The sequence below is a fragment of the Halorussus aquaticus genome (assembly GCF_024218795.1).
Lineage (GTDB): Archaea > Halobacteriota > Halobacteria > Halobacteriales > Haladaptataceae > Halorussus > Halorussus aquaticus.
Window position 1 is genome coordinate 1,592,239 of sequence record NZ_CP100400.1, and the last position, 24,273, is coordinate 1,616,511.

Genomic DNA, 24,273 nt, shown 5'->3' on the forward strand with positions numbered 1-24,273 from the left:
GGAGGCATCGACACCCCTCCGCCAACCGGTCGTCCCGCGCTTCGACTGGTCGTCCTGCTCTTCGACCGGTCGTCTCGCTCGCCGACGGGCGAGTCGCATCTCCGCTGAAGTTCGCACCGCCCGCCGACGCGTTCTAACAACGATTACGAAATTACTGTGAAAGAGTACCGATATTGTGGCAGAGATGTATTTCCTTTACAGAGATAACTACCCTCCGGTGGAGTTAAGGTCGGATGTCACGAAACGTCGTACCGTATGACAGTTTCTGACATCCGACGCGTGACCGTTCTCGGAGCGGGCAACATGGGCCACGGAATCACCGAAGTCGCCGCCCTCGCCGGGTACGACGTCACGATGCGCGACGTCGAGACGGACCTCGTGGAGGACGGCTACGACGACATCGAGTGGAGTCTGGAGAAGTTGGCCGAGAAGGACCGACTCGACGAGTCTGTCGAGGCGATTCTGGGCCGCATCGACACGACGACCGACCTCGAAGCGGCGGTGGCCGACGCCGACATCGTGATAGAGGCCGCGCCCGAGCGGATGGACCTCAAGAAGGACATCTTCGGCGATTTGGACGAGTTCGCGCCGGACGACGCGATACTCGCGTCGAACACGTCGAGTCTGAGCATCACCGAGATGGCGACCGCGACCGCCCGGCCCGAGCAGGTGGTCGGGATGCACTTCTTCAACCCGCCGGTGAAGATGGACCTCGTGGAGGTCATCTACGGCGAGGAGACGAGCGACGACACCGCCGAGACCGCCTACGAGTTCGTTGAGTCGCTGGGCAAGACGCCCATCTACGTCCGAAAGGACGTGAACGGCTTCGTCGTCAACACGGTCCTCGGACCGTTCACCGACGAGTCGGCGTGGATGGTCTCGAACGGCGAGGCGACGATTCGGGAGGTCGACGCCGCCATGGTCCACCGGCGGGGCTACCCGATGGGTCCCTTCGAACTCGCGGACCTCACCGGCATCGACGTGGGCTACCACGTCCGGAAGGAGGCGGGCCGACCCATCCCCCCGATTACCGAGGAGAAAGTCGAGAACGACGAACTCGGCCGGAAGACGGGCAAGGGCTTCTACGACTACGAAGACGGGGAGGGCGTGAACTACGAACCCGGCGATGGCGAGGAGTTCGACACTCTGCGCGTCGAGGCCCGGATGGTCAACGAGGCCGCGCGACTCGTGGGCGACGACGTGGCGACGCCCGAGGAGATAGACACCGGGGTCAAACTCGGTCTCGGCTTCCCCGAGGGCATCTGCCGACGCGGCGACAAACTCGGTCTCGACGCGGTCCTCGACAAACTCCGGACCCTCCGCGAGGAGACCGGCGAGGACAGATTCGAACCGGACGACTACCTCGTGGAACTGGTCGAACAGGGACGGACCGGCGAGGAAGCGGGCGCTGGCTTCCACGAGTACGGCAGTTCGGGGGGCGACGGACCGGGCGACTACCGCCTGCTGAAATACGACCTCTCGGACGACGGCCTGCTCGCGGTCGAACTCGACCGCCCCGAGCGCATGAACGCGCTGTCCGCGGACCTGCTGAGCGAGATAGACGACCTGCTCTCGTCGGTCGATACCGACGACGTTCGATGCGTCACCTTCGAGGGCGCGGGCGACCGGGCGTTCAGCGCGGGGGCCGACATCGGCGGGTTCGCGGACATGGACCCCACCGACGCGATGGACGTGACCCCCGCGTTCGAGACGGTCAACGACTTCGAGCGGCCCGTCATCGCGAAGGTGGACGGCTACTGCCTCGGCGCGGGACTCGAACTCGCGCTGGCCTGCGACCTCCGCATCGCCACCGAGGATTCCCAGTTCGGGTCGCCCGAAATCGGTCTCGGACTCATCCCCGGCGGCGGCGGCACCCAGCGCCTGCTCCGACTGCTCGGCGAGACGCGGGCCAAGGAACTGGTGTTCCGGGGCAACCGCATCGACGCCGAACGCGCCGAGGAGTGGGGACTGGTCAACCGCGCCGTCCCCGAATCGGAGTTCGAGGACACCGTCTCGGAGTTCGTGGCGGACGTGCTGGAGGGGCCGCCCGTCGGCCTGAAGGTCGCCAAGAAGGTGATGAACGAGGGCGCGGACGCCAGCCTCGACGCCGCGCTCGCGATGGAGAGTCAGGGCTTCGGCCTGCTGATGAGTACCGACGACGTGCGCGAGGGGACCGCGGCGTTCCGCGACGACCGCGACCCCGAATTCACCGGGGAGTGACCGCATGAGCGAGGAGTTCGCCGCGGGCGGCGACTCGCCCGCGGACGCGGCGGCCGAGATGCAGGCGTTCGTGGACCGCCACGGCTACCTCTCGTGGCTCGGTGTGACGGTCGAGGCGGTCGAACCCGGGCGAATCGTCATGTCGGTCCCGTACGAGGAGAAGTTGGTCAACCCCGACCCGGACGGGACCCCGGTCGTCCACGGCGGCATCGCGGCGACGCTGGTGGACACCGCCAGCGGGTTCGCCCTGCGGACCACGTTCGAGGACCCGGCCGAGGCCGCGCTCACGACCACCGACCTGAACGTCTCGTACCTCCGGCCCGCGACGGGCGACCTCCGGGCCGAGGCCGAGGTGGTCCGGGCGGGCGGGTCGATGGGCGTGACCGAGGTCACAGTCACGAGCGAGCGACCCGACGACGGCGAGGAGGCGACCGAAGTCGCGGTCGGACGCGCGAGCTATCGACTGTTCCGGGGTGAGACGGCGTGAGCCTCTCGTTCGACGAACTCGACGTGGGCCGCCGAATCACCACTCCGACGCGGACCGTCACCGAGGCCGACGTGACCAACTTCGCGGGCGTGAGCGGCGACTTCAACCCGCTCCACACGAGCGAGACCGTCGCGGCGGAGTCGGCGTTCGGCGAACGCGTGGCCCACGGGGCGCTCGTCTTCTCGATGATGACCGGTCTCGCGCGGCGCTCGGGCGACCGGCGCGCCGACGTGGTTGCGTTCTACGGCGTGGACCGACTCCGGTTCACCGCCCCGGTCGAGTTCGGCGACACGATTCGCGTCGAGATGGAACTGGTCGAGAAGGACGAACGCGACCACCCGACCGCGAGCGGCGTGGTCCGGTACGAGACCGAAGTGCTGAATCAGCGCGACGAAACCGTCCTGTCGTGCGAACTGCTCTCGCTCGTGAAGTAGGCGACGGGAGCGTTGCGGGACGAGCGTCCGAGACAGTCACGCGGCGCTCATCGGCCGATTCTCCGCGTCGTTCACTCGCGTGAGGTGGTCTGGACGCCCGTGAACTCGAAGCGCGCGCCGCCTGACTCGCTCTCGGTGACAGCGTAGCCCCACTCGTAGACCTCCGCGAGTTTCCGGACGAACGCCAACCCGATTCCGCTTCCGCCGCTATCTGCGGTCGTCGTGTACCCTTCCTCGAACACCGCGTCTCGGTCCTCCGGAGGGATGCCGTCCCCGTCGTCGGCCACGTAGAACCCGTCTTCGAGTTCGCCGACCGTGACTGTCACGTCGTCGCCGCCGTGTTCCACGGCGTCCTCGTGAGCGTGTGAACGAGGACTCGCCGAACCGTGTTCGACGGCGTTTTCGAGCAGGTTCCGGAACAGGTGGTCGATGTACGTCTCGTCGGCCTCGACGACGACGTCGATTTCGGACCGGAGTTCGGCGTCGGAGGTGTCCACGTCCGCCCACGCCTGCTCGGCGACGTCCGAGAGGTCCACCGGCGCGCGCTCGCCGACCGCCTCACAGCCGCGGGTCAGCACCAGCATCACGTCCACCATGTCCTCGATGCGGTCGAACGCCTCGGTCACGTACCCGACCGCCTCGGAGTCGGCCTCGTCGGAGAGCTGTTGGCTGTATATCTGGCCTATCATGGTCGGGTTACGGAGTTCGTGGGCGAGCATGCTGGCGAAGTTCTCCAGCCGACTGTTCTTTCGCTCCAGTTCCTCCTCCCGATGCGTGCGTTCGAGTTCGTAGCTCATGCACTGGCCCATCAGTTCGAGGAACGTCTCCTCGGCGTCGGTGAACGTCGCGTCTCGCGGCGAGAGGTCCGTGAAACAGATAGTGCCGTACGCGTCGTCGCCCGCCGTCAGTTGCACCCCGGCGTAACACGCGAGGCCGAACTCGTGGTAGAGGGCGTCGCCGTCCCACCCGGCGGCCTCGGCGTCGGCGACGCTGACCGGACTCCCCGTATCGACGACCTGACGACAGTAGTTGTCCGTCAGCGGCGGCGTGAGCGTCCCCTCCCCGAGGTCGGGGTGGCTGCCGTGCATCTGCTTTATCTCGAACGCCTCCTCGCGCTCGCGGGTCACCATCCCTACCGGGAGGTCGAGGTGTTCGCTTCCCAGTTCGAGGAGTCGCTCGAACTTCTCGTCGGTCGATAGCTCGTTGTCGGCCGTTATCTCGTACAGTTCTCGCTGGGACTGTTTGTACTCGCGCTGTTCGAGTTCGTAGCTCACCCACTGGCCCATCAGTTCGATGAACGTTCGTTCCGTGTCCGAGAACTGGCGGTCGCGGGGTTCCGTACTCCCGAACCAGAGCGTCCCGTACGCCGTGGTCCCGCTGGAAACCTTCGTGCCGAGGTAACTCGTCAGTCCGAACTCCCGGTGAATCGAGTCCTCGGCCCACTCGGTCCCCCTGACGTCGGCCATACTGACCGGGGTTTCGCTCTCGATGGTCTGGCGACAGAAGCAACCGTAGCCCGGGTCCGACCAGAGTTCGGCGTCGTCGCCGACGCCGAGGCCGACCCCTTTCTCCAACCGGAACGGGCCGTCCCACGACGGGAGGTGGTTGAGTCCCGCCATCTCGAGACCGAATCGCTCGCGGCCCAACTCGAACAGCGCGTCGAGTTTCTCCTCGAACGACAGACTGGGGTCGGACGTGATGTCGTAGCTCTCCCGCAGGAACGATTCGCGCTGGCGGCGTTCGAGTTCGTACTTGACCCACTGGCTGATCAGGTCGAGGAACGTCCGCTCGGTGTCGGTAACGGGTTCGTCGCGCGGTTCGTTCGAGACGAACCAGAACGTCCGGTCGGCGTCCCCGTCGATTTCGAGATAGGTCCCGAAGTACGTCCGTACGCCGAACTGTTCGTAGCACAGTTCCCCTTCGAAGCCGTCGCCCACGGGGTCGGTGACCGCGACCGGTTCGGCGTCGGTGGTCGCCGCGTCGCCCTCGGTGACCACCCGGCAGTAGGTCTCCGAGAGGTCGGCCTGCGCTCCGGGGACGAGGTGGTCGTGGTCGTCGCTGACCATCTCGATCTCGAAGGAGTCGGTGTCGGGGACTACCTTGGCCAGTCCGCCGAGGTCGAGACCGAACTGTTCGCACCCGAGGTCACACAGCGCGTCGAGTTTCTCCTCGAACGACAGGGTAACGTCGGACGTGATGTCGTAGCTCTCTCGCAGGAACGTTTCGCGTCGGCGGCGTTCCAGTTCGTTGCCCATCCACTGGCCTATCAGGTCGAGGAACGAGCGCTCCCAGCGAGTGTAGTGCTCCTCGCGCGGCGTCTCGGACGCGAAACACAGCGTCCCGTACTCCTCGCCGCCGACGTGGACGGTCGTCCCGAAGTAGGCGTCCAGTCCGAACCGTTCGTAGGCGGGGGCGTCCGTCCATCCGGCGTCCGCGGCGTCTCGGACGGCTATCGGTCCGGGCGAGGCGAGTAACCGCTCGCAGTTCGTGTCGCAGAGCGAATCCGTGACGCCCGGTCGAATCTGCTCGTTGGGGCCGACCGCATCGACGATAGTGAACGTGTCGTCGTCGGTGCGGGTGAAGTAGCCGATTTCGAGGTCGAACCGCTCGGTCCCGAACTCGAGCAGACGGCGGATTTTCTCCTCGAACGACCGGTCGGGGTCGGACGTTATCTCGTACAACTCCCGCTGGTCGCGTTCGCGTCGTCGGAGCGTGGCCTTCGCCACGGTTCGGTCCCGGAGCGTCCGGAGCATCCGTTCGTTCTCGCTGGCGGGCGCGTCCGGCCCGAGGAACTCCTCGGGCGGGGTGTAGTAGAAGTTGTGGCAGACCGCCCCGTCGTAGATGAGATGAGGGTGAGTTCGGATGACGTTCCGAATGGTCTCCGGCCCGAACTGCTCGCGGTCGTACTGACAGAGCGCGAGGCAGTCCTCGTCGGAGAAGAGGTCGTTTACTCTCGCCTCGTACTGCATGAACTGCTCGACGGTCGTGGCGGCGTCTCGGAGCCACGTCGTCTCGGCGACGATTCGGAGCGCCTCGAACTCCTCGGTGGCGGCCGCGACGGTGTCGGCGTAGAACTCCAGCATCTCGTCCGCAGAGAACGTTCCGTCGCGGAGATAGGTGTCCTGCACCGTGTGGAACGATAGCGCTCCCGAATCGAGTGCGGTATCGACGTCGAGTCCGGCGTCCCGCACCGCCGCCCGGACCTCGGCTTCGGCGGTTTCGTCCACGACGTACAGGACGCGCTCGCCGCGTTCGAGACCGTGGCGGACGAACGGGACGGCGGCGGCGAACTTCTCTTCGGTCGTCTCGTAGATCTGTGCGAAGTGGTCGTTGCAGGTGTGGTCGTCGAGCGACTCGACGGGACCGTCGAACTCCCGATTGGACTGGAACGTCTCGAGTTCGGTTTCGAGGGTTCGAGACGGTTCCGCTGTGGTCGGAGATGCGTGTTCGCTCACGTCGCCGTCCCCCTCCCCGTCGGGCGAAAATCTCTCGGCCACAGTGTCGTTTTCATACAGTACGAACAGTGTTTCTGCAGGGAAAAACTTACTGCAGGCACCGTACGGCCCGTCAGGTTCGTTGTCAGGGACCCCGACGAGGGGGTGGGCGTGTGAACTGTCCGTGTCGCTCTCCGGTACGATGGGGGCGGCGCGCTTTCGGGGTGTTCGATGGAAAAGAACCGTCTCGCGGCGACCCGCTACTCCGGGCGTTCGCCGTTCAGGCTGTCGAATATCTCGGGGTCGGTGCCGAACTTGAGGACGTTGTGGATGACCGAGTTGCGGATGTTGGCGATGACGTCGCCGTGTTCCTTGTAGCACTCGTGAATCCACCGGGACTCGTCCTCCCGCGTGGGGAACATCATCACGGTCTTCCACTGGTACTCGCCGTCCGAGAGGAAGTAGAACAGGGTGTGGGGGTCGTCGCGGATGTACTCCATCGCGTCGCGCCACCCGGACTCGAAGTTCTCGGGGTTGAACTTGAACTCGAACAGGCCGAAGATGTAGTACTCCTCGTTGGGGATGATGGCCTCCCGGAAGACGCCCTCGTTGCGCATCTCCCGGATGGACTCGCTCACGGTGACGTGGGACACCTCGATGTCGTACTCCTCGGCGAGAATCGTGGTGAGTTCCCGCGAGGACAGTTGCGGGTCCCGCGTCAACTCCCGCAGGATGGCGATGTCCCTGTCCTTGAAGTTCCAGTTCGGTGATTCGGTTCCGTCGGTCATGGTCTTGGCTTCCCGCGAGCGGTTTATGACGCTTCCCCTTCGCTCAGGAAGGAGTCGAGTCGGTCGCGGTACGCCTCCGTGCGGTCCTCGACGACCCAGTGGTAGGCCCGGTCCAGCACCGACAGTTCCGCGTCCCGCAGGTCGTCCGCGAGGCGCTCGGCGTACCGGACCGGTTGGAGCACGTCGTCGCCGCCCCACAGCAGGAGCGTCTCGGCGGTGATGGCCCCGTAGTCGAGTTCCGTGGTGTGGTTGGTGTTGGTCGCCACCGCGTTCCGCGAGAGCGACACCTTCCCCGCCTCGGACTGCCACGGCGCTTTCATGCCCGTCACGAACTCCCCGTGGCCCCCGTCGTCGTAGAGACCGTCGGCGAACGCGAAGTCGAGTTTGGCGTCGAGTTCCTCGTCGGTCGTCTCCTCGGCGACGGACGGGAGACCGAGGTCGTTGACGAACTCGACCGGCCACGAGTCGTAGCAGACCGCGTTCGACAGCACCAACTGCTCCACGGCGTCCGGGTTGTGACTCGCGTACCGGAGCGCGACCCCGCCGCCGATGTCGTGGGCCACCAGCGAGACGGTCTCGACGCCGAGTCGGTCGAACAGGTCGTCGAGCATCGCCTCCTGTGCGCGGATGGACCTGTCGAACCCGTCGCGCATCGCGGAGTTGCCGTAGCCGAGCAGGTCGGGCGCGATTACGCGCCGGTCCTCGGCGACTGCGGGTGCGACGTCGCGCCAGAGGAACGACCACGTCGGGATGCCGTGGACGAAGACGACCGGCGGTCGGTCGTCGGCGGCCCCGTCGTCCTCCGAGGCGCGTAGCGCCTCGCTATCGTAGTACGCCACCTCCAGTTCGTGACCGTCCACAGTGACGGTCGTCGCCTCCTGCCGGTCGCTCCACTCCTCGTGTCCCGGCATGGTCACTGCAAGTTGTCGGCGATGATGTTCTTCTGAATCTCGCTGGTCCCCTCGTATATCTTCGTGATGCGGGCGTCGCGGTAGTAGCGCTCGACGGGGTGGTCGGTGACGAATCCGGCCCCGCCGTGGACCTGAATCGCCTCGTCGGCCACGTCCACGGCGTGTTCGCTGGCGAACAGCTTCGCCATGCTGGCGAACTGCGTCGCCAGTTGGTCGTCGCCGTCGTCGACGTACGACGCCGCCCGGTAGGTGAGCGACCGGGCCGCCTCGACGTTGGTCGCCATCTCCGCGAGTTTGTGTTCGATTGCCTGAAAGTCGCCGATCTTCTGGCCGAACTGCTCGCGCTCGTCGGCGTAGTCGAGCGCGGCGTCGAGCGCGGCCTGCGCCGCCCCGACCGCCTGCGCCGCGACGCTGGTGCGGCCCGACGCGAAGAAGTCCATCAGTTGGTAGAACCCCTTGTCCACTTCGCCGATGACGTTCTCCTCGGGGACCCGCACGTCGTCGAGGATGACCTCCGCGAGGTCCGAGGCCCGGATGCCGAGTTTGTTGTCTATCTTCTCGGTCTGGAAGCCTTCGGCGTCGGTCGGGACGAGAAACGCGGTGATGCCGCGGTGGCCCTCGCCGGGCGTGGTCTTGGTCATCACCACTGCCACGTCGGCGACGGTGCCGTTGGTTATCCACATCTTGTTGCCGTTGAGGACGTACTCGTCGCCGTCCTGCTCCGCACGGGTTTCGATGCCCGCGACGTTCGAACCGTGGGCTGGTTCGGAGATACAGCTACAACACGCCGACTCGCCCGACGCGATTCGGGTGAGCCACTCCTCTTTCATCCACTCGTCGCCGTACTTCCGAATCATGTTGGACCCGAACCCGCGGCTCCCGATGGCGCTCCCGATGCCGGGGTCGGCCCGCCAGAGTTCCTCGGTGACGACGATGGCCGACAGCGTGTCCATCCCCGCGCCGCCGTACTCGACCGGGATGGACGGGGCCACGAAGTCGAGGTCCGCCGCCTTCTGCACGAGGTCCGCGGGGTACTTCTTCTCCTCGTCGTGTTCCCGCGCGACCGGTTCTATCTCCTCCTCGCCGAACGTCCGGACCGCCTCTCGTATCGCCCGCTGTTCGTCTGACAGTCGAAATGCCATACCCGTACATCACCTTCCAATAAAAAGTATTTTTGGTAGAGTTAGAATACTGTTAACCAAAACGCCGAGAGGTGGTTACATCGCTGCCATAGATTTATGTGGTACCGTGCCGCAAGATACCGACTATGCGCGCCGCAGTGTTACGCGAGTACGGCGAACCTCTCGAAATCGAGGATGTGGACCGACCCGAACCGGACCCGGACGGCGTCGTGATAGAGACCGACGCCTGCGGCATCTGCCGGAGCGACTGGCACGCGTGGCAGGGCGACTGGGACTGGATCGGCGCGAAACCACCGAAGGGGCAGATTCTGGGCCACGAACCCGCCGGTCGGGTCGTGGAAGTCGGCGAGGACGTGACCCGCCTCAGCGAGGGCGACAGCGTGGCCGTCCCGTTCAACCTCAGCGACGGCACTTGCCCCGAGTGTCTCGCCGGTCACTCGAACGTCTGCGAGAACCTGCTGCCCCTCGGGTTCGCCGAGGCCGCGCAGGGGGCGTTCGCCGAGGAGGTCCACGTCCCGGCCGCCGACCAGAACGCGGTGGCGCTCCCCGACGGCGTCTCGCCCGTGGCGATGGCGGGTCTCGGCTGTCGGTTCGTGACCGCGTTCCACGGACTCGTCCACCGGGCCGACGTGGACGCGGGCGACTGGGTGGCGGTCCACGGGTGCGGCGGCGTGGGACTCTCGGCGGTCCACATCGCCGACGCCATCGGCGCGAACGTCGTGGCGGTGGACCTCACCGACGAGAAACTGGCGAAGGCCGAGGAGTTGGGCGCGGACGCGACCGTCAACGCCGCCGAGACCGACGACGTCGCGCGGGCCGTGAAGGGACTCACGGACGGCGGGGCGCACGTCTCGGTGGACGCGCTCGGCATCGCCGAGACGTGTCGCAACTCCGTGGGCAGTCTGCGTCGGCGCGGCCAGCACGTCCAGATCGGGTTGACCTCCGAGGAGGAGCGGGGGACCGTCGAACTCCCGACCGACGCGATGGTGATGCAGGAGGCCGAGTTCATCGGGTCGTTCGGGATGCAACCGCCGCGCTACGGCGAGATATTCCGGATGGTCGAGGCCGGGACGCTCGACCCGAGCGCCGTCGTCTCCGAGACGGTGACGCTGGACGACGTGCCAGACCGCCTCGCCGCGATGACCGACTACGAGACGATGGGCATCCCGGTCGTGGACGAGTTCTGAGCGCCGGAGACGGTCGTTCGGCCTTCACAACCGCTCCACCGACTTCGTCGCCCGCGCCGAGAGACGCGTCGCTCAGACGTCGATTCTGCAGCACGTCCCCTCGACGAGGTTCTCCTCGTCGATGTGCGCGGACAGGCAGGCGTAGTTACAGAACTGCCCCGCCGGTTCGCGCTCGTCGCCTCGCCGTTCGGCCACGAACAGCGCGTCGTGTTCGGACACGTCGCTCCCGCAGTAAGTACAGTCGTCGGTCACGTCCGAACGGAGGTGCCGAACGAAGTAAGTCGTTTTCCCGCCCGCAGAACGGTGGACGGTGACCTAGTCTCTTGCTCTGAGACGGGTTAGGTCTGGGTCACTCCCCGTCGGCGTTCCGCGTCGCGTCGAACCGCCGCTTCACCTGCTCGGCGAACGCCTCGCGGTTCACGACGGCGTGGCGCATCCGGCCGGTGGCCGCCACGCCGCCCTCGTCCTCGACCGTCGCGCTGGAGGTTATCTGACCGCTCTCGGCGTCCACCTCCTCGACCGTAATCGTGACCGAGACCGCCTCGCCCGCGGGCGTGGGTGCGCGATGGTTGCACTCGACGTGCACGCCGACGATGCGGTGGCCCTCGGGAAGTCGCGGGACCACCCCGTCGTAGACGGTCTGCTCCATGAAGCCGATTAGCTCCGGGGTGGCCGCGACCTCGATGCCGTCGGCGACCGTCTGGGGTTCCATCTGCCCGGCCTCCCGCGTCGATTCGTACGCGAACCCCTCGGCGACCGCCGAGAGGGGGTCGTCGCTCCGCGACTCGTCGGTCACGTCAGCGCCCCTCGAACTCGGGTTCCCGGTCTTCGAGGAAGGCCCGGACGCCCTCCTCGTGGTCGTCGGTGCCGAAGACGATGCCCTGCGCGGTCGCCTCGTCGCTCATCGCCCGGTCGATGGACTTGTCGAGGCCTTCGCCGAGGAGGCGCTTGGCGTGGCGCAGCGCCACCGTCGGCCCGGTGGCGACTCGCTCGACGAACGCGTCGGCGCGCTCCTCGAACTCCTCGGCCGGGTAGACGTGGTTCACCAGTCCGAGGTCGAGCGCTCGCTCGGCGTCGAGGAGTTCGCCCGTGAACACCAGTTCCTTGGCGACGTTCTCGCCGACGAGTCTGGGGAGCAGGTAGGAGGTCCCGGCGTCGATGCTGAGACCGACCTGCCGGAACCCGAACCCGACCGTCGCGTCGTCGCTGGCGAGTTGCACGTCGCAGGCGATGGCGAGGTTCGCGCCCGCCCCGAACGCCGCGCCGTCTATCTTGGCTATCGTGGGCAGCGGGAACGTCGCGAGTCGGGCGACAGTCTCGCTGGTGGTCCGTTCGAGTCGCCGGACCTGCTCGTCGATGGACTCGTCGGACTCGAACCGCTCGCGCATCGCGTCGATGTCCCCGCCCGCCGAGAACGCCCCGCCAGCGCCCTCGATTACGACGCACCGGGCGTCGCCGTCGGCGATGTCCGCGAGCGCGTCGCGGATGCCCGCCGAAATCTCCTCGGAGAGGGCGTTGCGCCGGTCGGGCCGATTCAGCGTTATCGTGGCGACACCGTCGTCCAGCGTCAGTTCCGTCGGTGAGTCAGACATGTGTGACTCTCCGACTCACTCCGCCGCCTCCGTCTCTCTGTCCCGGAGTTCGAACTTCTGGACCTTGCCCGTGGTCGTCCGGGGGAGTTCCTCGACGAACTCGACCTCGCGTGGGTGTTTGTACTCAGCGAGGTTGTCCAGACAGAACTGCTTGATTTCCTCCGGCGTCACGTCGGCGTCCGGAACCGGCACGACGAACGCCTTGACGGTCTCGCCTCGCCGGTCGTCCGGGATGCCGACCACGGCGGCGTCTGCCACCGCCTCGTGTTCGAAGAGCAGTTCCTCGATTTCGCGCGGGTAGACGTTGTACCCCGCCGTGTTTATCATGTGCTTCTCGCGGTCCACCACGTAGAAGAAGTCGTCCTCGTCCCAGTAGCCGATGTCGCCGGTGTGGAACCAGCGCGTCCCGTCTACTTCGGTGAACGCTTCTTCGTTGGCCTCCGGCAGTCCGGAGTACCCCTTCATCACGTTCGGTCCGGAGACGACGAGTTCGCCGGTTATCTCGTCCAAGTCCACCTCCTCTTCGTCGACCGGGCCTTCCGCGACTCGGGGTCGCTCCTCGAAGTCCGAGTCCACTATCTTCGCGTCCACGCCGGGCAGGGACTTCCCGATGCTCCCGACCCGGCGGCCCTGCTCGGGCGAGTTGAAGTGGGTCACGGGACTCGTCTCGGTGAGTCCGTACCCCTCGTACACCTTCACGTCGTACAGTTCCTCGAACCGCCGTAGCACCTCGATGGGGATGCCCGACCCGCCGACGCCCGCGAGGCGGAGCGACGAGAGGTCGAACTCCTCGGCGTCCGGTTGGTTGATGATGTCGTTGTACATCGCCGGAACGCCGTGCATCAGCGTGAGTCGCTCGTCCTCGATGAGCGAGACGGCCTCTTGGGCCTCCCACTCGGGGAGCGGGTAGTACGCGCCGCCGTTGAACAGCGTCGCGTTCATCACGACCGTCATGCCGTAGATGTGGAACAGCGGGAGGACGCCGAGTTGCTTGTCGTCGGGCCGGATACCGTCGGGGACGAGACCCGCCGCGGTGTCGGCGTTCGACGCGAGGTTGTTGTGGGTCAACTGTACGCCCTTGGGTTGGCCCGTCGTTCCGCTTGTGTACGGTTGGACCGCCACGTCGTCGTCTGCGCAGTCCACGACTTCGAACTCGTGGTCGTCGCCGAGGAACGCCTCGAAGTCCGTCCCGGCGTCCGCCTCCTCGCCGACCGTGACGACGTGTTCCACGTCGGTGTCGTCGCGGACCTCCTCGACGAACGGGACGAGGTCCGAGAGGGTCACGACCACCTGCGCCTCGCTGTCGGACAGCAGGTGGCGAATCTCCCGGGACTTGTACTGGGGATTCATCGGGACGACGACGCCGCCCGCCCGGAGCGTCCCGTGGAACGCGGTCACGAACTGAGGCAGGTTCGGGAGGTAGACGGCGACTCGGTCGCCCTCGCCGACGCCCCGGTCGGCCAGTCCGGCCGCGAACTGCCCGGTTCGCGCCCAGAACTCCTCGTAGGTCGTCTCCCGGCCCCGGAAGGAGACCGCTACTTCCTCGGGATGCTCCTTGGCCACCGCCTGCACGTTAGTGACAAGATTTGCCATACAGGATAGGTATCGCATCACACCCCCTAAAGATTTGCCCCGCGCAGAACCAATTTTGCGTCAGTCCCCGAGTCACCCTAACAGTTGTAGTGTTTGGGCGATTGAAAACTTACGGTGGAAACGAACGTCACCCGCCGAGGTAGGCGTCGCGGATGTACTCGTCTCCGCGGAGCGTCTCGGGTACCCCTTCGCGCTCGAATCGGCCGTTTTCGAGGAGGTACACCCGGTCGGCGTGGTCCATGGCGAACGTCACGTTCTGCTCGCACAGCACCACGGTGACCCCGGCGTCCCGAATCTGCTCGATGCCGTCGCTGATGTCGTCCAGAATCACCGGCGCGAGACCCAGCGTCGGTTCGTCCAGCAACAGGAGGTCCGGGTCGCTCATGAGCGCGCGGCCGATGGCGAGCATCTGCTGTTCGCCGCCGCTCATTGTCCGGGCGTTCTGGTCGGCCCGGTCTTCGAGGGTCGGGAACAGGTCATAGACGAACTCGCGGCGCTCGTCGACGTCGTCGCGGTGGCGGTACGCCCCGAGGTCGAGGTTGTCGGCCACGGACATGTAGCCGAACAGGTCCCGCGTCTCGGTGCAGTGAATCAACCCCTGCGAGACGAGGTCGCTCGCGCTCTCGTCGGCGACCTCCCGGCCGCGATAGCTGACCCGTCCCTCGTAGGCGACGTGGCCCGACACCGCGTCGGCGAGCGTCGATTTCCCCGCGCCGTTCGGGCCGATGATGGCGACGATTTCGCCGTCCTCGACGTGGAAGTCGAGTCCGCGAAGCGCGACTACCTCGCCGTACGAGACCCGCAGGTCCTCGGCGCGCAGAATCGCGTCGCCGCGGTCGGGAGTCGCGTCGTCGCGCCCCCTAGTCGCGTCTGCGGACGAACTGGGCGCATTCCCGGAGGACGCGACACCGTCGCGGGACGCCGCCGCGTCGTCTCGCGTCGAGGCGTCGTCGCTCCCGGAACCGGAGTCGGTGCTCATAACGTATCACCCCCCAAGTACGCCTCCTGCACAGCGGGGTCGCGCTTTATCTCCTCGGGGTCGCCCTCGGCGATTTTGGACCCGAACTGGATGACGATGGCCCGGTCGATAAGCGAGAGCAGGCCTCGCATGTTGTGGTCCACGACGACCAGCGTGATGCCGTCGTCCCGGAGCGACTCCAACAGGTCCGAAATCTCGCCGACCTCCTGATTCGAGAGTCCGGCGAACGGTTCGTCCACCAGCAACAGGTCCGGGTCGGTGGCGAGCGCCCGGCCGAGTTCCAGCCGCAACAGCCCGGCGTGCGGTAACTCGTCGGGCAGTTGGTCGAGTCGGTCGCCCAACCCGACGCGCTCGCAGATTTCGGTCGCGCGCCGCCGGGTCTCGCCCCGAAGTCCCGAGAGCGACGCGATCCTGTCGGGGACGAGCGCGAGCGCCACGTTCCGGACGATGGACCGGTCGTCGAGCGGGCGAAACGACTGGAACGTCCGGGCCATCCCGCGCTTGACCATCTCGTGGGCGGGTTCGCCGGTCACGTCCTCGCCGCGGTACCAGACCGTGCCCTCGGTCGGCGGGTACGTCCCCGTCACGCAGTTGAACGTGGTGGACTTGCCCGCGCCGTTCGGCCCGATGAAGCCCAGAATCTCGCCCTCCTCGACCGCGAACGAGAGGTCGTCCACAGCGGTCAGTCCGCCGAACCGCTTCGTGAGACTGTCTAGCACGAGAACGCCGTCGTCCGGACCGTACGATTCGGTCGCCGATTCGTCCGTCGCGAGGGTCGTCGCGCTCTCGTCGTCCGTCGGTGTTTCAGTGCTCATTGTCGTCCTCCGTCGAAGCGTCGCCGCCGAGGGCCTCCCGAAACGAGGCCAGCGTCCGTTCGACCGGGGTCGTCCCGGCGTCCGATTCGACGCCGCCGTCCGGGACGGCGCGTCCGCCGTCCGGACCGCCGCCCCGTAACGCTCGCCGCCCGTTCCTGATTGTCCACCGGACGATGCCGCCGGGCAGGAAGAACAGGAGCGCGAGCGTGACCAGCGAGAACAGCAGCAGGTCGAGTTCCGACACCGGCACGTCGGCCACCGGCACGGTCCACGCGAGACCGCCGAGGTAGTCCCGGAACATGTAGTAGAACAGGCCCCCGACCGCCGGACCGACGATGGTCCCCATCCCGCCCAGCACGCTGGCGATTATCACCTCGATGCTGACGGTGAGGACGAGCAGTTGGCTCGGTTGGGGGTTGCCGACCGGCGTGTGGACGAACATCGCCCCGGCGAGACCGCCGACCGCGGCGCTCAGCACGAACGCGAACACCTTGAACTTCGCCGGGTTGAGACCCGCCGCGGCGACCGCGTCCTCGTCCTCGCGGATGGCGGTGAACACCGACCCGGCGTCCGAGCGCGTGACCGCCAGCAGCAGCAACAGGACGAACAGGAACAACCCGAACGCAAGGTAGTAGTTCGCGGTGATGGCGGTCTCGAAGCTCTCGAACGTGACCAGATTCTCGGGACTCGACAGGCCGAGTTCGCCGCCGAACGTGTCGCTGAACACGATGAATATCTGGAGCAGGATGAGCGGCGCGACCAGCGTCACCAGCGAGAGGTACGGCCCCTCCAACCGGAGCGCGGGCACGCCGACGACGATGCCAGCGACCGCAGCCATCGCCATCCCGACCACGACCGCCAACGCGGGTTCGACGCCCCAGTTCAGGTTGAGCAGCGCCGACGTGTAGCCGCCGACCGCGAAGAACAGTCCGTGACCGAAGCTGATCTGGCCGGTGTAGCCCGAGACGGCGTCCCAACTCATGGCGAACACCGCGAAGTACAGCGCGCCCGTGAGTTTCAGCGCCGTCAGGGAGCCGACGCCGAACGGGAGCAGGCCCAGCGCCAGCAGTCCGAGAATGCCCAACTGGTGGCGCAACGCCAGCGAGGTCGGGTCGAGCAGGTCGCGGTAGGACTCGCCGTCGGTGGTGACTTTCTCGGACATGGTCAGGCCTCCGCGAGTTCTCGGCCGAACAGTCCCTCGGGTCTGACGAGCAGCACGACCACGAGTACCACCAGCGACGCGAGACCGCTCAGGCTCGAATCCACGTACGAGACCGTGAACACTTCGAGGAACCCGATGAGGTACGCGCCGACGACGCTCCCGCGGATGGAGCCGATGCCGCCGATGACGACGATGGAGAACGAGAGTATCAGCGGTCCGCGCCCCATCGTCCAGCTAGCGGTCCTGACCGAGGCGAGGAACACCCCGGCCACGCCCGCGAGCGCGCCAGCGAGCAGCCACGTGTACAGGTACATGCGGTCGCTCTCGATGCCGACGAGCGCGGCCCCTTTCGTACTCATGCTGGTCGCGAGGATGGCCTTCCCGGTCTGGGTGTAGTTGACCGCCACTATCAGCGCCCCGATGAGGAGCCACGAGAGGACGAACGTCAGCGCTTGGTTCGTCTGGACGGTGCTGCCCGCGATACGCAGTTGCCCCTGCAACAGTGACGGGACCGCCTTCGGTTGGGTCCCGACCGCCACGAGGAAGAACTGCTCGATGGCGATGCTGGAGACGAGCGTGAGTATCATCACGAGTATCGGCTCGTCCTGTATCCAGCGAATCATCCCGAGGTACAGCACCGCGCTGAACAGTGCGGCGACGACCAGCGCGGCGAGCATGCCGGTCCAGATGCCGAGACCCATCGCGCTCGTGGCGTAGTACGCCGTGAACGCGCCGATGGTGAGAATCGCCCCGTGGGCGAGGTTCAACACGCCGCCGACGCCGAATATCAGCGTGAATCCGATGGCGACGAGTGCGTACAACGCGCTAATCGTGACGGCGTTGATGACCGTGGTGAGAACGTCAACCATAATTGGGGAGTAAGTCGGTGTCGGTCAGACCCACGGCGGGGACTTGTACTCGGTCGTCGAGAGGTTGTCGGGCCAGATGACCTCTTGGCTCCCCGTCCCGCCGGTCTCCTGCCACTGCAGCCAGACCGGCCACGCGTGCTTCTTCCCGTACTTCACGTCGTGGGGGTACTCCGAGTCCTTCCCGTAGTATTCGAGCGCCGGAGACGTGGTCCCCGTGAACGACGAGTTCTCCAGCGCCGGGATGACCTTCTCCGACTCCTTGCTCCCCGCCTCCTCCACCGCCGCGGCGTACTGCTTGACGGCGTCGAAGGTGATGTATCCGGTGTAGACCGGGTACTTGCCGTACTCCTCCTGATAGGAGTTGGCGTACGGCACGGTCTTGTCGGTTATCTCGCTCGTCGGCGTCGCGGAGTTCTGGGTCACCGCGTACCGGCACGCCCCGTTCGTCGCCTTGTAGTAGGACGGGAACTGCATCGGCACGTGGATGCCGCCGAACTCGAACGGCCGCTGCTGTTTCGCCCACTGGACGACCGCCGACGTTCCGGTGTGGGCCATGACGACGTACGCCGCGTCGACGCCCGCGCTCTGGACCTCGTCGTAGATGGGCGAGAAGTTCTCCGTCCCGCCGGCGTAGCGCTTGTTGACGGGCACGTCGATTCCCGCTTCGCCGAGCGACCCGTTGATAGCCTTCGAAATCGGCTCGGTCCACTTGTAGTCCTCGGCGAGGATGGCCACCGAGTCCCACCCCATCGACTCGAAGTTGGCCTTGGCGAAGTCCACCATGTTCTGGCCGAGGAAGTGGGAGTTGACCGGTCCGGTGCGGAAGAAGTACTTGAATCGGTCGTAGTTCTCCGCGACCTTCCGACTCGCCTCGGGCGTCGCCGCCCCGGTGCTCATGTGGAGCGTCTGCTGTTGGGCGATGCTCGACATCAGGTTCAGCAGGACCTCGCTCGTGAACACGCCTGTGGTCAGGTCCACCTGCTGACCGACGGTGAGTTCCTGATACTTGCGCTTCCCGGTCGCGGGGTCCTCCTTCGTGTCCTTCACGACGACCTTTACGTCCGCGCCGAGGACGCCGCCGTTCTCGTTGAGTTGGCTCGCCGCGAGTTTCGCCGAGTTGGCTATCGACGCGCCGATGGGGTTGTTCCCCGGTTCGGGCGCGAGGACGCCGATCTTTATGGGCCCCTGTAGCTGTTGGGTCTTCGAGTCGCTGGACTGGCTCCCGCCGGTACACCCCGCCAGCGACGTGGCCGCGACGCCGGTCCCGGCGACCCGGAGGAACCGACGCCGGTCGACGACGGAGCCACCCGGCGATTTCTTATCATTGTTTTCTGTGCTTCGAGCCTGCTTTCCATTTACCCGATTACGAGGGTAATCGTTACCATCGTTAACCATCGTTCCGGGTGGAAGCTTCCATAACTATCTATATAAATGTGTGGGGTGGTATCATGGGTGTAGGATGTCCTCCGAGTTTCGACACCCTGTCACGAACGCGATCTCGGACGGTCGCCACCCCGAGGCATCACTCGACCTCATTCGTTTCACGGGCGTAGGTTTTTAACACATCGGGCGCAACTCCGGGGTAATGGTCGAGGCGTTCGCGGTAGCCAGCGGGAAGGGCGGCACCGGCAAGACCACGACGACGGTGGCGCTCGGCATGGCGTTGGCCGAGGAGTACGACGTGACGATAGTCGATGCCGACACCGGGATGGCGAACCTGCTGTTCCACACCGGTCTGACCGACGCCGACGCGACACTCCACGACCTGCTGGTCGCGGACGCCACCGCCGACGTTGCCGACGCGGTCTACGACCGATTCGGGATGTCGGTGGTCCCCTGCGGAACCAGTCTCGCCGCGTTCGAGGAGGCCGACCCCGAGCGCCTCCGCGCGGTCGTCGCCGAACTCGCGGCCGACACGGACGTTCTCCTGCTGGACTCGCCCGCCGCGCTCGGTTCGAAGAGCGCGGTCCTCCCCGTCGTCCTCGCCGACCGCGTGGTCGTCGTGCTCCAACCGACGATTCCGGCGCTCAGCGACGGCCTGAAAGTGCAGGAGTACGCCCACTCGTACGGCACCGACACCGCGGGCGTCGTGTTCAACAAGGTCCACGACCCCGGCGGCGCGGCGGGCGTCACCGAGAAGGCCGAACGCTACTTCGACGGCCGGACGCTCGCGACGGTCCCCGACTCCGACGCCGCCCGGTCGGCCCGCCGCGCGGGCGAACCGCTGCTCGCCCACGCCCCTGACAGCGACGCCGCGCGCGCCTACCGAGGGGCCGCGGCGACGCTCGACGTGCGACCCGGTGCATCGGACGACGTGGCCGACCGCTTCCGGAGCGCCGTGGTCCCCGACTCGCTATGACGCGTCCCGACTCGGACGACCGGAGTCCGCCGGACCGAGACGCGCCGATTCTCCCCGAGCGGTCGCTCGCAGACGGGACCCTGCTCCGCTCGCGCGTCGAGTCAGACCTGTCGGTCCCGTTCGCCGCCGCCCTCGACCGCGAACTGACCGGCTACGCCGTCCTCGAACCGCAGGACGCGCTGTTGCTCGACGCCGACGGCGCGGGCGTGGTCGCTTTCGAGTCGGGCGTCCCCCGGTCCGCGTATCACACCGGTACCGACCGCGGCGGGTCGGCGGCGCTGGCCGACCTCGCGGCACCGGGGCCCTACGACGTGACGCTCCGGTCGCTCCCGACCGACGACCTCGCGGTAGACGCCCCGCCCGACCTGCGGGTCCCGCCCGGACTAGTCGCCGACCGCCTCGCTGGCGACCCGGACCTCGCCGAGCGCACGCGCGAGACGGCCCCGGCGGAGTGGCGGGACGGCGGCGACGAGCGACCGGACGACGACGCCGACGAGTCGCTGGACGCAGTCGAGGCGTTCTTGGACGACGAGGAGAAGATAGCCGCGATTCGGGACCGCGCCCGCGAGGAGGCCCGCGAGCGTGCTGAGGAGTGGGGTCTCGACGGAGAACTGCAATAATCCCTTTCCCCGTCGAACCCGTAGTCCCACTGTTATGACTGGACAGGTATCCCGAATGCGGGGGCGGACGACGAACAGTCAGATGGGGACGGTCGGGTACGTCGTCGCGGCGGGGGTCGCTATCGTCCTCCTGCCGGTTCTCCCGTTGGTCCTCCTGTTGTGGCTCCTCGCGGAGTCCGGTGAGAGGGACGAGCGCGAAACGCCACACGCGAGTTGACGCCCGCGACCGGTCCCGTTCCGCGGCGGTGACTGTCCGGGACGCCGAGAGCGGCCTCGCGCCCGGCGAAACGTCACGAAGGGCATGATTTATGTCTCGTATCTTTGAACCTCCACTGTGAACCGCGCTCGGACTCGGATACTCGCCGCCGTCCTCGTGTTCGGTCTCGGATGTACCGCGACCGGTCTCGCTACTGTCGGCGTTCCGGCAGGCGTCGTCTCGGCGAGCGGAACGGACGACGTGACGTACGTCGAACACGACGTGACGGCTGACACGACGTGGTCCGCCGAGGACGGCCCGTACCGAGTCGCGGCGGACGTGACCGTCGAGGAGGGGGCGACGCTCCGCATCGAACCCGGAACGACCGTCCAACTCGCGGAGGCCATCACGATTCGGGTCGAAGGGAATCTCAGTGCCGACGGCACGCGGGCCGAACCCATCGCGTTCACGACCGCGCCCGAGGCCCCCGACCGCGTCCGCTGGGCGTCGATTCGGTACGAGGGGCGGTCGAACTCGCACCTCTCGCTCTCGCACGCGACCGTCGAGATGGCCGAGAACGGACTCACCGTGAGCAGCGCGGCGGGCCGCGTCTCGGTCGCCGACGTCACCGTCCGGAACGTGAGTCGGAACGGGATTCTGGTCGAGGACACCTCGCGCACGCCGAGACTGTCGGTCGAACGCTCGACGTTCACCGATATCGGTCGGCGCGGCGTCGCCGTCACGCCCGGGATGGGAACGGTCAGCGACGCCGCCGTCGTCTCGAACTGGAGCGCGACCGGCAGGCGAGCGACCCACCGGGCGACGTTCACGGTCGGTGCGGACACGACCGTGGACGCTCTCCGGGTCGCGTACCGCGGCCACGGCGGGGTCCGCGAGGTCGAGAAGGATTCGTTCTCGACGTTCGGTCTCGACCTCAACGGCAACGGAACCGTGGAGCGGTCGCTGAAACCGCTGCTAGTCGGCCTCGGCAACGGGACGGGCAACGCCTACGAGATACGGCTGAACCGCTCGGTCACGATTCCGGCCGACGCCACGGTGGTCGCTGTCTACGACGACGCGGTCAACCCGCGAACGTACGGGACCTACCCCGTCGAAGTCAGCCTTCTGCGGAACGGCGTCGAGCAGACGGCGGAGACGACGCTGCCCCTCGACCTCAGTTCCGCCGGCGACCGGCACCGGCGCGCCGACCGCGGGAACGCCGAGACGAGTCGCGCGAGTCGGTTCTCGATAACCGATTCGACCTTCGACTCGATCGGCGAACAGGCCGTGTTCGTGGCCGCCGACGCGGCCCGCGACTTCCGGGTGGCGAACAACTCCGTCGCGAACGTCGGCGGGTCGGCCGTCAGCCTCCGCGGGCGACGAGTCGAGTCGGTCACCGTCGGCGGGAATCGCATCGCTTCGGTCGGCCGCGCCGCGGACGGCGTTCGCGTCGCCGCACAGCGCGCCGCCGACGCGAAACTCCGCGGAAATCGAATCACGGGTGCCGACGCGGGCATCGCCCTGTTCGCGCGCCATCAGAACGTCGATGGGATTCGGGTGGCGAACAACTCCGTCACCAGAAGCGAGACCGGGGTTCGCGTCCGGCACGTGGCGGCCTACTACGTCCAGCACGTCTCGCTCACGCTGGCCGACAACGAACTCTCGCGGAACGACGGCCGCGGTATCTCGGTCGTGGCCCCGTCCACGCGACTGACGGGAGTCGCGGTTCGCGGGAACGACGTCACCCGAAACGGCGACGGCGGCGTCCGCCTCGAAGCGAGACGCCTCGTCCGCACGACGGTCGCGAACAACACCGTCTCGGACAACGGCGGAACGGGATTCGAAATGGTCGGACGGCAGGTCCGTCGCGGTCGAGTCGCGGGCAATCGCTTCGCGGAGAACCGCGGCCACGGCTTCTCGGTCCGGACGAGTGTCGTGGTCCACAACCTCTCGGTCGCGGCGAACCGCGTCTTCGACAACGCGGGCGTCGGCCTGAACGTTGACAACGAGTTGACCAACGCCGGGCGAATCGACCTGACTCGCAACGTCGTGACCGCGAACGCGTACGGCGTTCGCATCGCCGGTTCGCTGGGCGCGCGAGTCCACCACAACACGATAACCCACAACACGTACGGCGTCGGCGCGCCGGTCGAACTCACCGGCTACCGACCGGGGACGGGCATCGTCGTGGAGGGCGGCGACGCGGGCGCGATTTTCAGGACCGGAGACGTGGACGAGAAACTCGCGGCGCTGCTCGACGACCCGCAGATCGAGCGCGAACTCCGCGGGAGAGTCGGCGATAGTTACACGGTCGTCCTCCGACCGCGCGCTGCGGGCGACGTCTGGGAGAGCGACGACGCGGCGCTCACGGTCCGGTCGCTCTCCGAGGACATCCCCACCGGCATCACGCTCCCGAAGGACGCCGACCGCCGTTCGCGAGTCGTCGTCCGGAACAACGACGTGTACGGCCACCCCCGCGGCATGACGGTGAACGTCAGCACGCTCGTGGACGTGAACACGACCACGCGACTGCTCGTCAACACGACCCGGACTGTCGTCGCCGAGCGCAACTACTGGGGTGCGCCCGACGGTCCCACTCACTCCTCGATTCACCCGAAGGGCACCGGTGACCGCGTCGTCACCCGACGCGGTTGGGTGGACTTCCTCCCGGTCGCCGACTCGGCGCTCCGTTCGCCCCGGTACCGCCCGGTGGCGAACGTCAGCGTCTCGCCGAACCCCGCGAGGGTCGGCGAGCGCGTCCGCGTCTCCGCCGTGGAGTCCAGCGACCGCGACGGTCGCGTCGCGTCCTACCGGTTCTCGGTCGCGCGAGAGAACGGCACGTCGCCGAACGTCACCGTCTCGTCGTCGAACGTCACCGTCTCGTCGTCGCCGAACCTTACCCTCTCGTTCGAGACCCCGGGCAACTACACGGTCTCGGTGAACGTGACGGACGACGCGGGCGTGGAGAACGCCGACTCCGCGACCGCGACTGCGACGGTCGTGGTCCGACCGCGCGAGATGGCCGCGGCGTCGAACGCCACCCGCGGCACGTCCGACGCGCCGAGCGGCGCCGGAGGAGCGAACGGGACCGCGACGCCGAACGCCACCGGGGACCCAGACGGGGGTCTCCTCCCCTCGGCGACCGTCTTCTCGACGTTCGGTGGACTGCTCGGTCTCGCGCTCTACGGCGTCGCGCTGGTCCTCGGCGCGTACGGGACGGTCCTCACGCTCCGGAGCGCGGGCGTGCCCGTCAGCGGGGCGACCATCAACGGCTTCGCGGCGGCGGGCGTCGCCGTCTGGGTCGGGTTCGGGCTACTGGGCACCGACGGCCTGCTCGCGGTCGGCGTGGCCGGTGGCGTCCTCTGGGTCGCGCTCGTCGTCCTCCTGTGGGCGGTCACGCGACAGTTGTACGACTGAGCGACCGCTGGTACGGTCTCTTCCTCCGAGAAACTCCGCGAACCCGCGTTTCGATTCTCGAACCGATA

21 protein-coding genes are annotated in these 24,273 nt (G+C 67.0%); 8 read left to right on the top strand and 13 right to left on the bottom strand.

From position 1 onward, the window contains the following. The first annotated feature begins 255 nt into the window (after nt 1–255). Genes NGM06_RS08245 through NGM06_RS08255 form a run of 3 tightly spaced genes read left to right on the top strand, consistent with a single transcriptional unit; the run spans nt 256 to nt 3,141 of the window. A complete protein-coding gene (locus NGM06_RS08245; protein ID WP_254269811.1) occupies nt 256–2,220 on the top strand; it encodes a 3-hydroxyacyl-CoA dehydrogenase/enoyl-CoA hydratase family protein in 1,965 nt (654 codons plus the stop codon). 4 nt (nt 2,221–2,224) lie between these two features. Then, complete coding sequence (locus tag NGM06_RS08250; RefSeq protein WP_254269812.1) at nt 2,225–2,707, top strand: PaaI family thioesterase; 483 nt, start codon at nt 2,225–2,227, stop codon at nt 2,705–2,707. Further along, the gene (locus NGM06_RS08255) at nt 2,704–3,141 is read left to right on the top strand and encodes a MaoC/PaaZ C-terminal domain-containing protein (RefSeq protein WP_254269813.1); all 438 of its coding nucleotides are present in this window, start codon (nt 2,704–2,706) and stop codon (nt 3,139–3,141) included. Before NGM06_RS08250 ends, NGM06_RS08255 begins: the two co-directional genes overlap by 4 nt. A 71-nt stretch (nt 3,142–3,212) precedes the next feature. Here the strand turns inward: NGM06_RS08255 and NGM06_RS08260 are convergent, their stop codons facing one another. The 4 genes from NGM06_RS08260 to NGM06_RS08275 all read right to left on the bottom strand — a co-directional run bounded on the left by NGM06_RS08260 (nt 3,213) and on the right by NGM06_RS08275 (nt 9,416). Beyond that, the gene (locus NGM06_RS08260) at nt 3,213–6,596 is read right to left on the bottom strand and encodes an MEDS domain-containing protein (RefSeq protein WP_254269814.1); all 3,384 of its coding nucleotides are present in this window, start codon (nt 6,594–6,596) and stop codon (nt 3,213–3,215) included. Between the two features lie 239 nt (nt 6,597–6,835). Continuing rightward, nucleotides 6,836–7,363 (bottom strand): Lrp/AsnC family transcriptional regulator, encoded by a 528-nt coding sequence (locus NGM06_RS08265; RefSeq protein ID WP_254269815.1) that lies wholly within the window; start codon nt 7,361–7,363, stop codon nt 6,836–6,838. A 23-nt stretch (nt 7,364–7,386) separates the two neighbouring features. Beyond that, a complete protein-coding gene (locus NGM06_RS08270) occupies nt 7,387–8,274 on the bottom strand; it encodes an alpha/beta fold hydrolase (RefSeq protein ID WP_254269816.1) in 888 nt (295 codons plus the stop codon). A gap of 2 nt (nt 8,275–8,276) precedes the next feature. Continuing rightward, the gene (locus NGM06_RS08275; protein WP_254269817.1) at nt 8,277–9,416 is read right to left on the bottom strand and encodes an acyl-CoA dehydrogenase family protein; all 1,140 of its coding nucleotides are present in this window, start codon (nt 9,414–9,416) and stop codon (nt 8,277–8,279) included. Nucleotides 9,417–9,541: 125 nt separating this feature from the next. On the opposite strand from NGM06_RS08275, the gene NGM06_RS08280 reads away from it, so the two are divergent. Beyond that, complete coding sequence (locus NGM06_RS08280; RefSeq protein ID WP_254269818.1) at nt 9,542–10,603, top strand: zinc-dependent alcohol dehydrogenase family protein; 1,062 nt, start codon at nt 9,542–9,544, stop codon at nt 10,601–10,603. A gap of 72 nt (nt 10,604–10,675) precedes the next feature. On the opposite strand, the gene NGM06_RS08285 is transcribed toward NGM06_RS08280, so the two are convergent. From NGM06_RS08285 to NGM06_RS08325, 9 genes are all read right to left on the bottom strand, one after another. Beyond that, nucleotides 10,676–10,855, bottom strand: coding sequence for a hypothetical protein (locus NGM06_RS08285; RefSeq protein ID WP_254269819.1), 180 nt, complete (start codon nt 10,853–10,855; stop codon nt 10,676–10,678). A 97-nt stretch (nt 10,856–10,952) separates the two neighbouring features. Then, nucleotides 10,953–11,399, bottom strand: coding sequence for a thioesterase family protein (locus NGM06_RS08290; protein WP_254269820.1), 447 nt, complete (start codon nt 11,397–11,399; stop codon nt 10,953–10,955). 1 nt (nt 11,400) lies between these two features. Beyond that, nucleotides 11,401–12,195 (bottom strand): enoyl-CoA hydratase-related protein, encoded by a 795-nt coding sequence (locus NGM06_RS08295; protein ID WP_254269821.1) that lies wholly within the window; start codon nt 12,193–12,195, stop codon nt 11,401–11,403. Nucleotides 12,196–12,210: 15 nt separating this feature from the next. Continuing rightward, nucleotides 12,211–13,788 carry a long-chain-fatty-acid--CoA ligase gene (locus NGM06_RS08300; protein WP_254269822.1) on the bottom strand — a complete coding sequence of 526 codons (1,578 nt, stop codon included), beginning with the start codon at nt 13,786–13,788 and terminating at the stop codon, nt 12,211–12,213. Between the two features lie 127 nt (nt 13,789–13,915). Beyond that, complete coding sequence (locus NGM06_RS08305) at nt 13,916–14,767, bottom strand: ABC transporter ATP-binding protein (protein WP_254269823.1); 852 nt, start codon at nt 14,765–14,767, stop codon at nt 13,916–13,918. Continuing rightward, nucleotides 14,764–15,582, bottom strand: a complete 819-nt coding sequence (locus NGM06_RS08310; protein ID WP_254269824.1) for an ABC transporter ATP-binding protein — start codon at nt 15,580–15,582, stop codon at nt 14,764–14,766. Before NGM06_RS08310 ends, NGM06_RS08305 begins: the two co-directional genes overlap by 4 nt. Then, a complete protein-coding gene (locus NGM06_RS08315) occupies nt 15,572–16,744 on the bottom strand; it encodes a branched-chain amino acid ABC transporter permease (protein WP_254269825.1) in 1,173 nt (390 codons plus the stop codon). The genes NGM06_RS08310 and NGM06_RS08315 overlap by 11 nt, the downstream gene beginning before the upstream one ends. A 2-nt stretch (nt 16,745–16,746) precedes the next feature. Beyond that, on the bottom strand, nt 16,747–17,613 hold the full coding sequence (locus tag NGM06_RS08320) for a branched-chain amino acid ABC transporter permease (RefSeq protein WP_254269826.1): 867 nt from the start codon (nt 17,611–17,613) through the stop codon (nt 16,747–16,749). A 24-nt stretch (nt 17,614–17,637) separates the two neighbouring features. Then, on the bottom strand, nt 17,638–19,008 hold the full coding sequence (locus NGM06_RS08325) for an ABC transporter substrate-binding protein (RefSeq protein ID WP_254269827.1): 1,371 nt from the start codon (nt 19,006–19,008) through the stop codon (nt 17,638–17,640). A 190-nt stretch (nt 19,009–19,198) separates the two neighbouring features. Between NGM06_RS08325 and NGM06_RS08330 the strand changes: the two genes are divergently transcribed. The 4 genes from NGM06_RS08330 to NGM06_RS08345 all read left to right on the top strand — a co-directional run bounded on the left by NGM06_RS08330 (nt 19,199) and on the right by NGM06_RS08345 (nt 24,205). Further along, nucleotides 19,199–19,972, top strand: a complete 774-nt coding sequence (locus tag NGM06_RS08330) for a nucleotide-binding protein (protein ID WP_254269828.1) — start codon at nt 19,199–19,201, stop codon at nt 19,970–19,972. Beyond that, on the top strand, nt 19,969–20,592 hold the full coding sequence (locus tag NGM06_RS08335; protein WP_254269829.1) for a DUF8054 family protein: 624 nt from the start codon (nt 19,969–19,971) through the stop codon (nt 20,590–20,592). The genes NGM06_RS08330 and NGM06_RS08335 overlap by 4 nt, the downstream gene beginning before the upstream one ends. 34 nt (nt 20,593–20,626) lie before the next feature. Continuing rightward, nucleotides 20,627–20,809 carry a DUF7535 family protein gene (locus NGM06_RS08340; RefSeq protein ID WP_254269830.1) on the top strand — a complete coding sequence of 61 codons (183 nt, stop codon included), beginning with the start codon at nt 20,627–20,629 and terminating at the stop codon, nt 20,807–20,809. Nucleotides 20,810–20,926: 117 nt separating this feature from the next. Beyond that, nucleotides 20,927–24,205, top strand: a complete 3,279-nt coding sequence (locus NGM06_RS08345) for a right-handed parallel beta-helix repeat-containing protein (RefSeq protein WP_254269831.1) — start codon at nt 20,927–20,929, stop codon at nt 24,203–24,205. The last annotated feature ends 68 nt before the right edge of the window (nt 24,206–24,273 follow it).

What these genes read in the sequence shown, in the direction of transcription:
- NGM06_RS08245 (WP_254269811.1), top strand. Translation starts at nt 256, where the DNA reads ATGACAGTTTCTGACATCCGACGCGTGACCGTTCTCGGAGCGGGCAAC.
- NGM06_RS08250 (WP_254269812.1), top strand. Translation starts at nt 2,225, where the DNA reads ATGAGCGAGGAGTTCGCCGCGGGCGGCGACTCGCCCGCGGACGCGGCG.
- NGM06_RS08265 (WP_254269815.1), bottom strand. Translation starts at nt 7,363, where the DNA reads ATGACCGACGGAACCGAATCACCGAACTGGAACTTCAAGGACAGGGAC.
- NGM06_RS08270 (WP_254269816.1), bottom strand. Translation starts at nt 8,274, where the DNA reads ATGCCGGGACACGAGGAGTGGAGCGACCGGCAGGAGGCGACGACCGTC.
- NGM06_RS08275 (WP_254269817.1), bottom strand. Translation starts at nt 9,416, where the DNA reads ATGGCATTTCGACTGTCAGACGAACAGCGGGCGATACGAGAGGCGGTC.
- NGM06_RS08280 (WP_254269818.1), top strand. Translation starts at nt 9,542, where the DNA reads ATGCGCGCCGCAGTGTTACGCGAGTACGGCGAACCTCTCGAAATCGAG.
- NGM06_RS08295 (WP_254269821.1), bottom strand. Translation starts at nt 12,195, where the DNA reads ATGTCTGACTCACCGACGGAACTGACGCTGGACGACGGTGTCGCCACG.
- NGM06_RS08300 (WP_254269822.1), bottom strand. Translation starts at nt 13,788, where the DNA reads ATGGCAAATCTTGTCACTAACGTGCAGGCGGTGGCCAAGGAGCATCCC.
- NGM06_RS08305 (WP_254269823.1), bottom strand. Translation starts at nt 14,767, where the DNA reads ATGAGCACCGACTCCGGTTCCGGGAGCGACGACGCCTCGACGCGAGAC.
- NGM06_RS08310 (WP_254269824.1), bottom strand. Translation starts at nt 15,582, where the DNA reads ATGAGCACTGAAACACCGACGGACGACGAGAGCGCGACGACCCTCGCG.
- NGM06_RS08315 (WP_254269825.1), bottom strand. Translation starts at nt 16,744, where the DNA reads ATGTCCGAGAAAGTCACCACCGACGGCGAGTCCTACCGCGACCTGCTC.
- NGM06_RS08320 (WP_254269826.1), bottom strand. Translation starts at nt 17,613, where the DNA reads ATGGTTGACGTTCTCACCACGGTCATCAACGCCGTCACGATTAGCGCG.
- NGM06_RS08325 (WP_254269827.1), bottom strand. Translation starts at nt 19,008, where the DNA reads ATGGTTAACGATGGTAACGATTACCCTCGTAATCGGGTAAATGGAAAG.
- NGM06_RS08330 (WP_254269828.1), top strand. Translation starts at nt 19,199, where the DNA reads ATGGTCGAGGCGTTCGCGGTAGCCAGCGGGAAGGGCGGCACCGGCAAG.
- NGM06_RS08335 (WP_254269829.1), top strand. Translation starts at nt 19,969, where the DNA reads ATGACGCGTCCCGACTCGGACGACCGGAGTCCGCCGGACCGAGACGCG.
- NGM06_RS08340 (WP_254269830.1), top strand. Translation starts at nt 20,627, where the DNA reads ATGACTGGACAGGTATCCCGAATGCGGGGGCGGACGACGAACAGTCAG.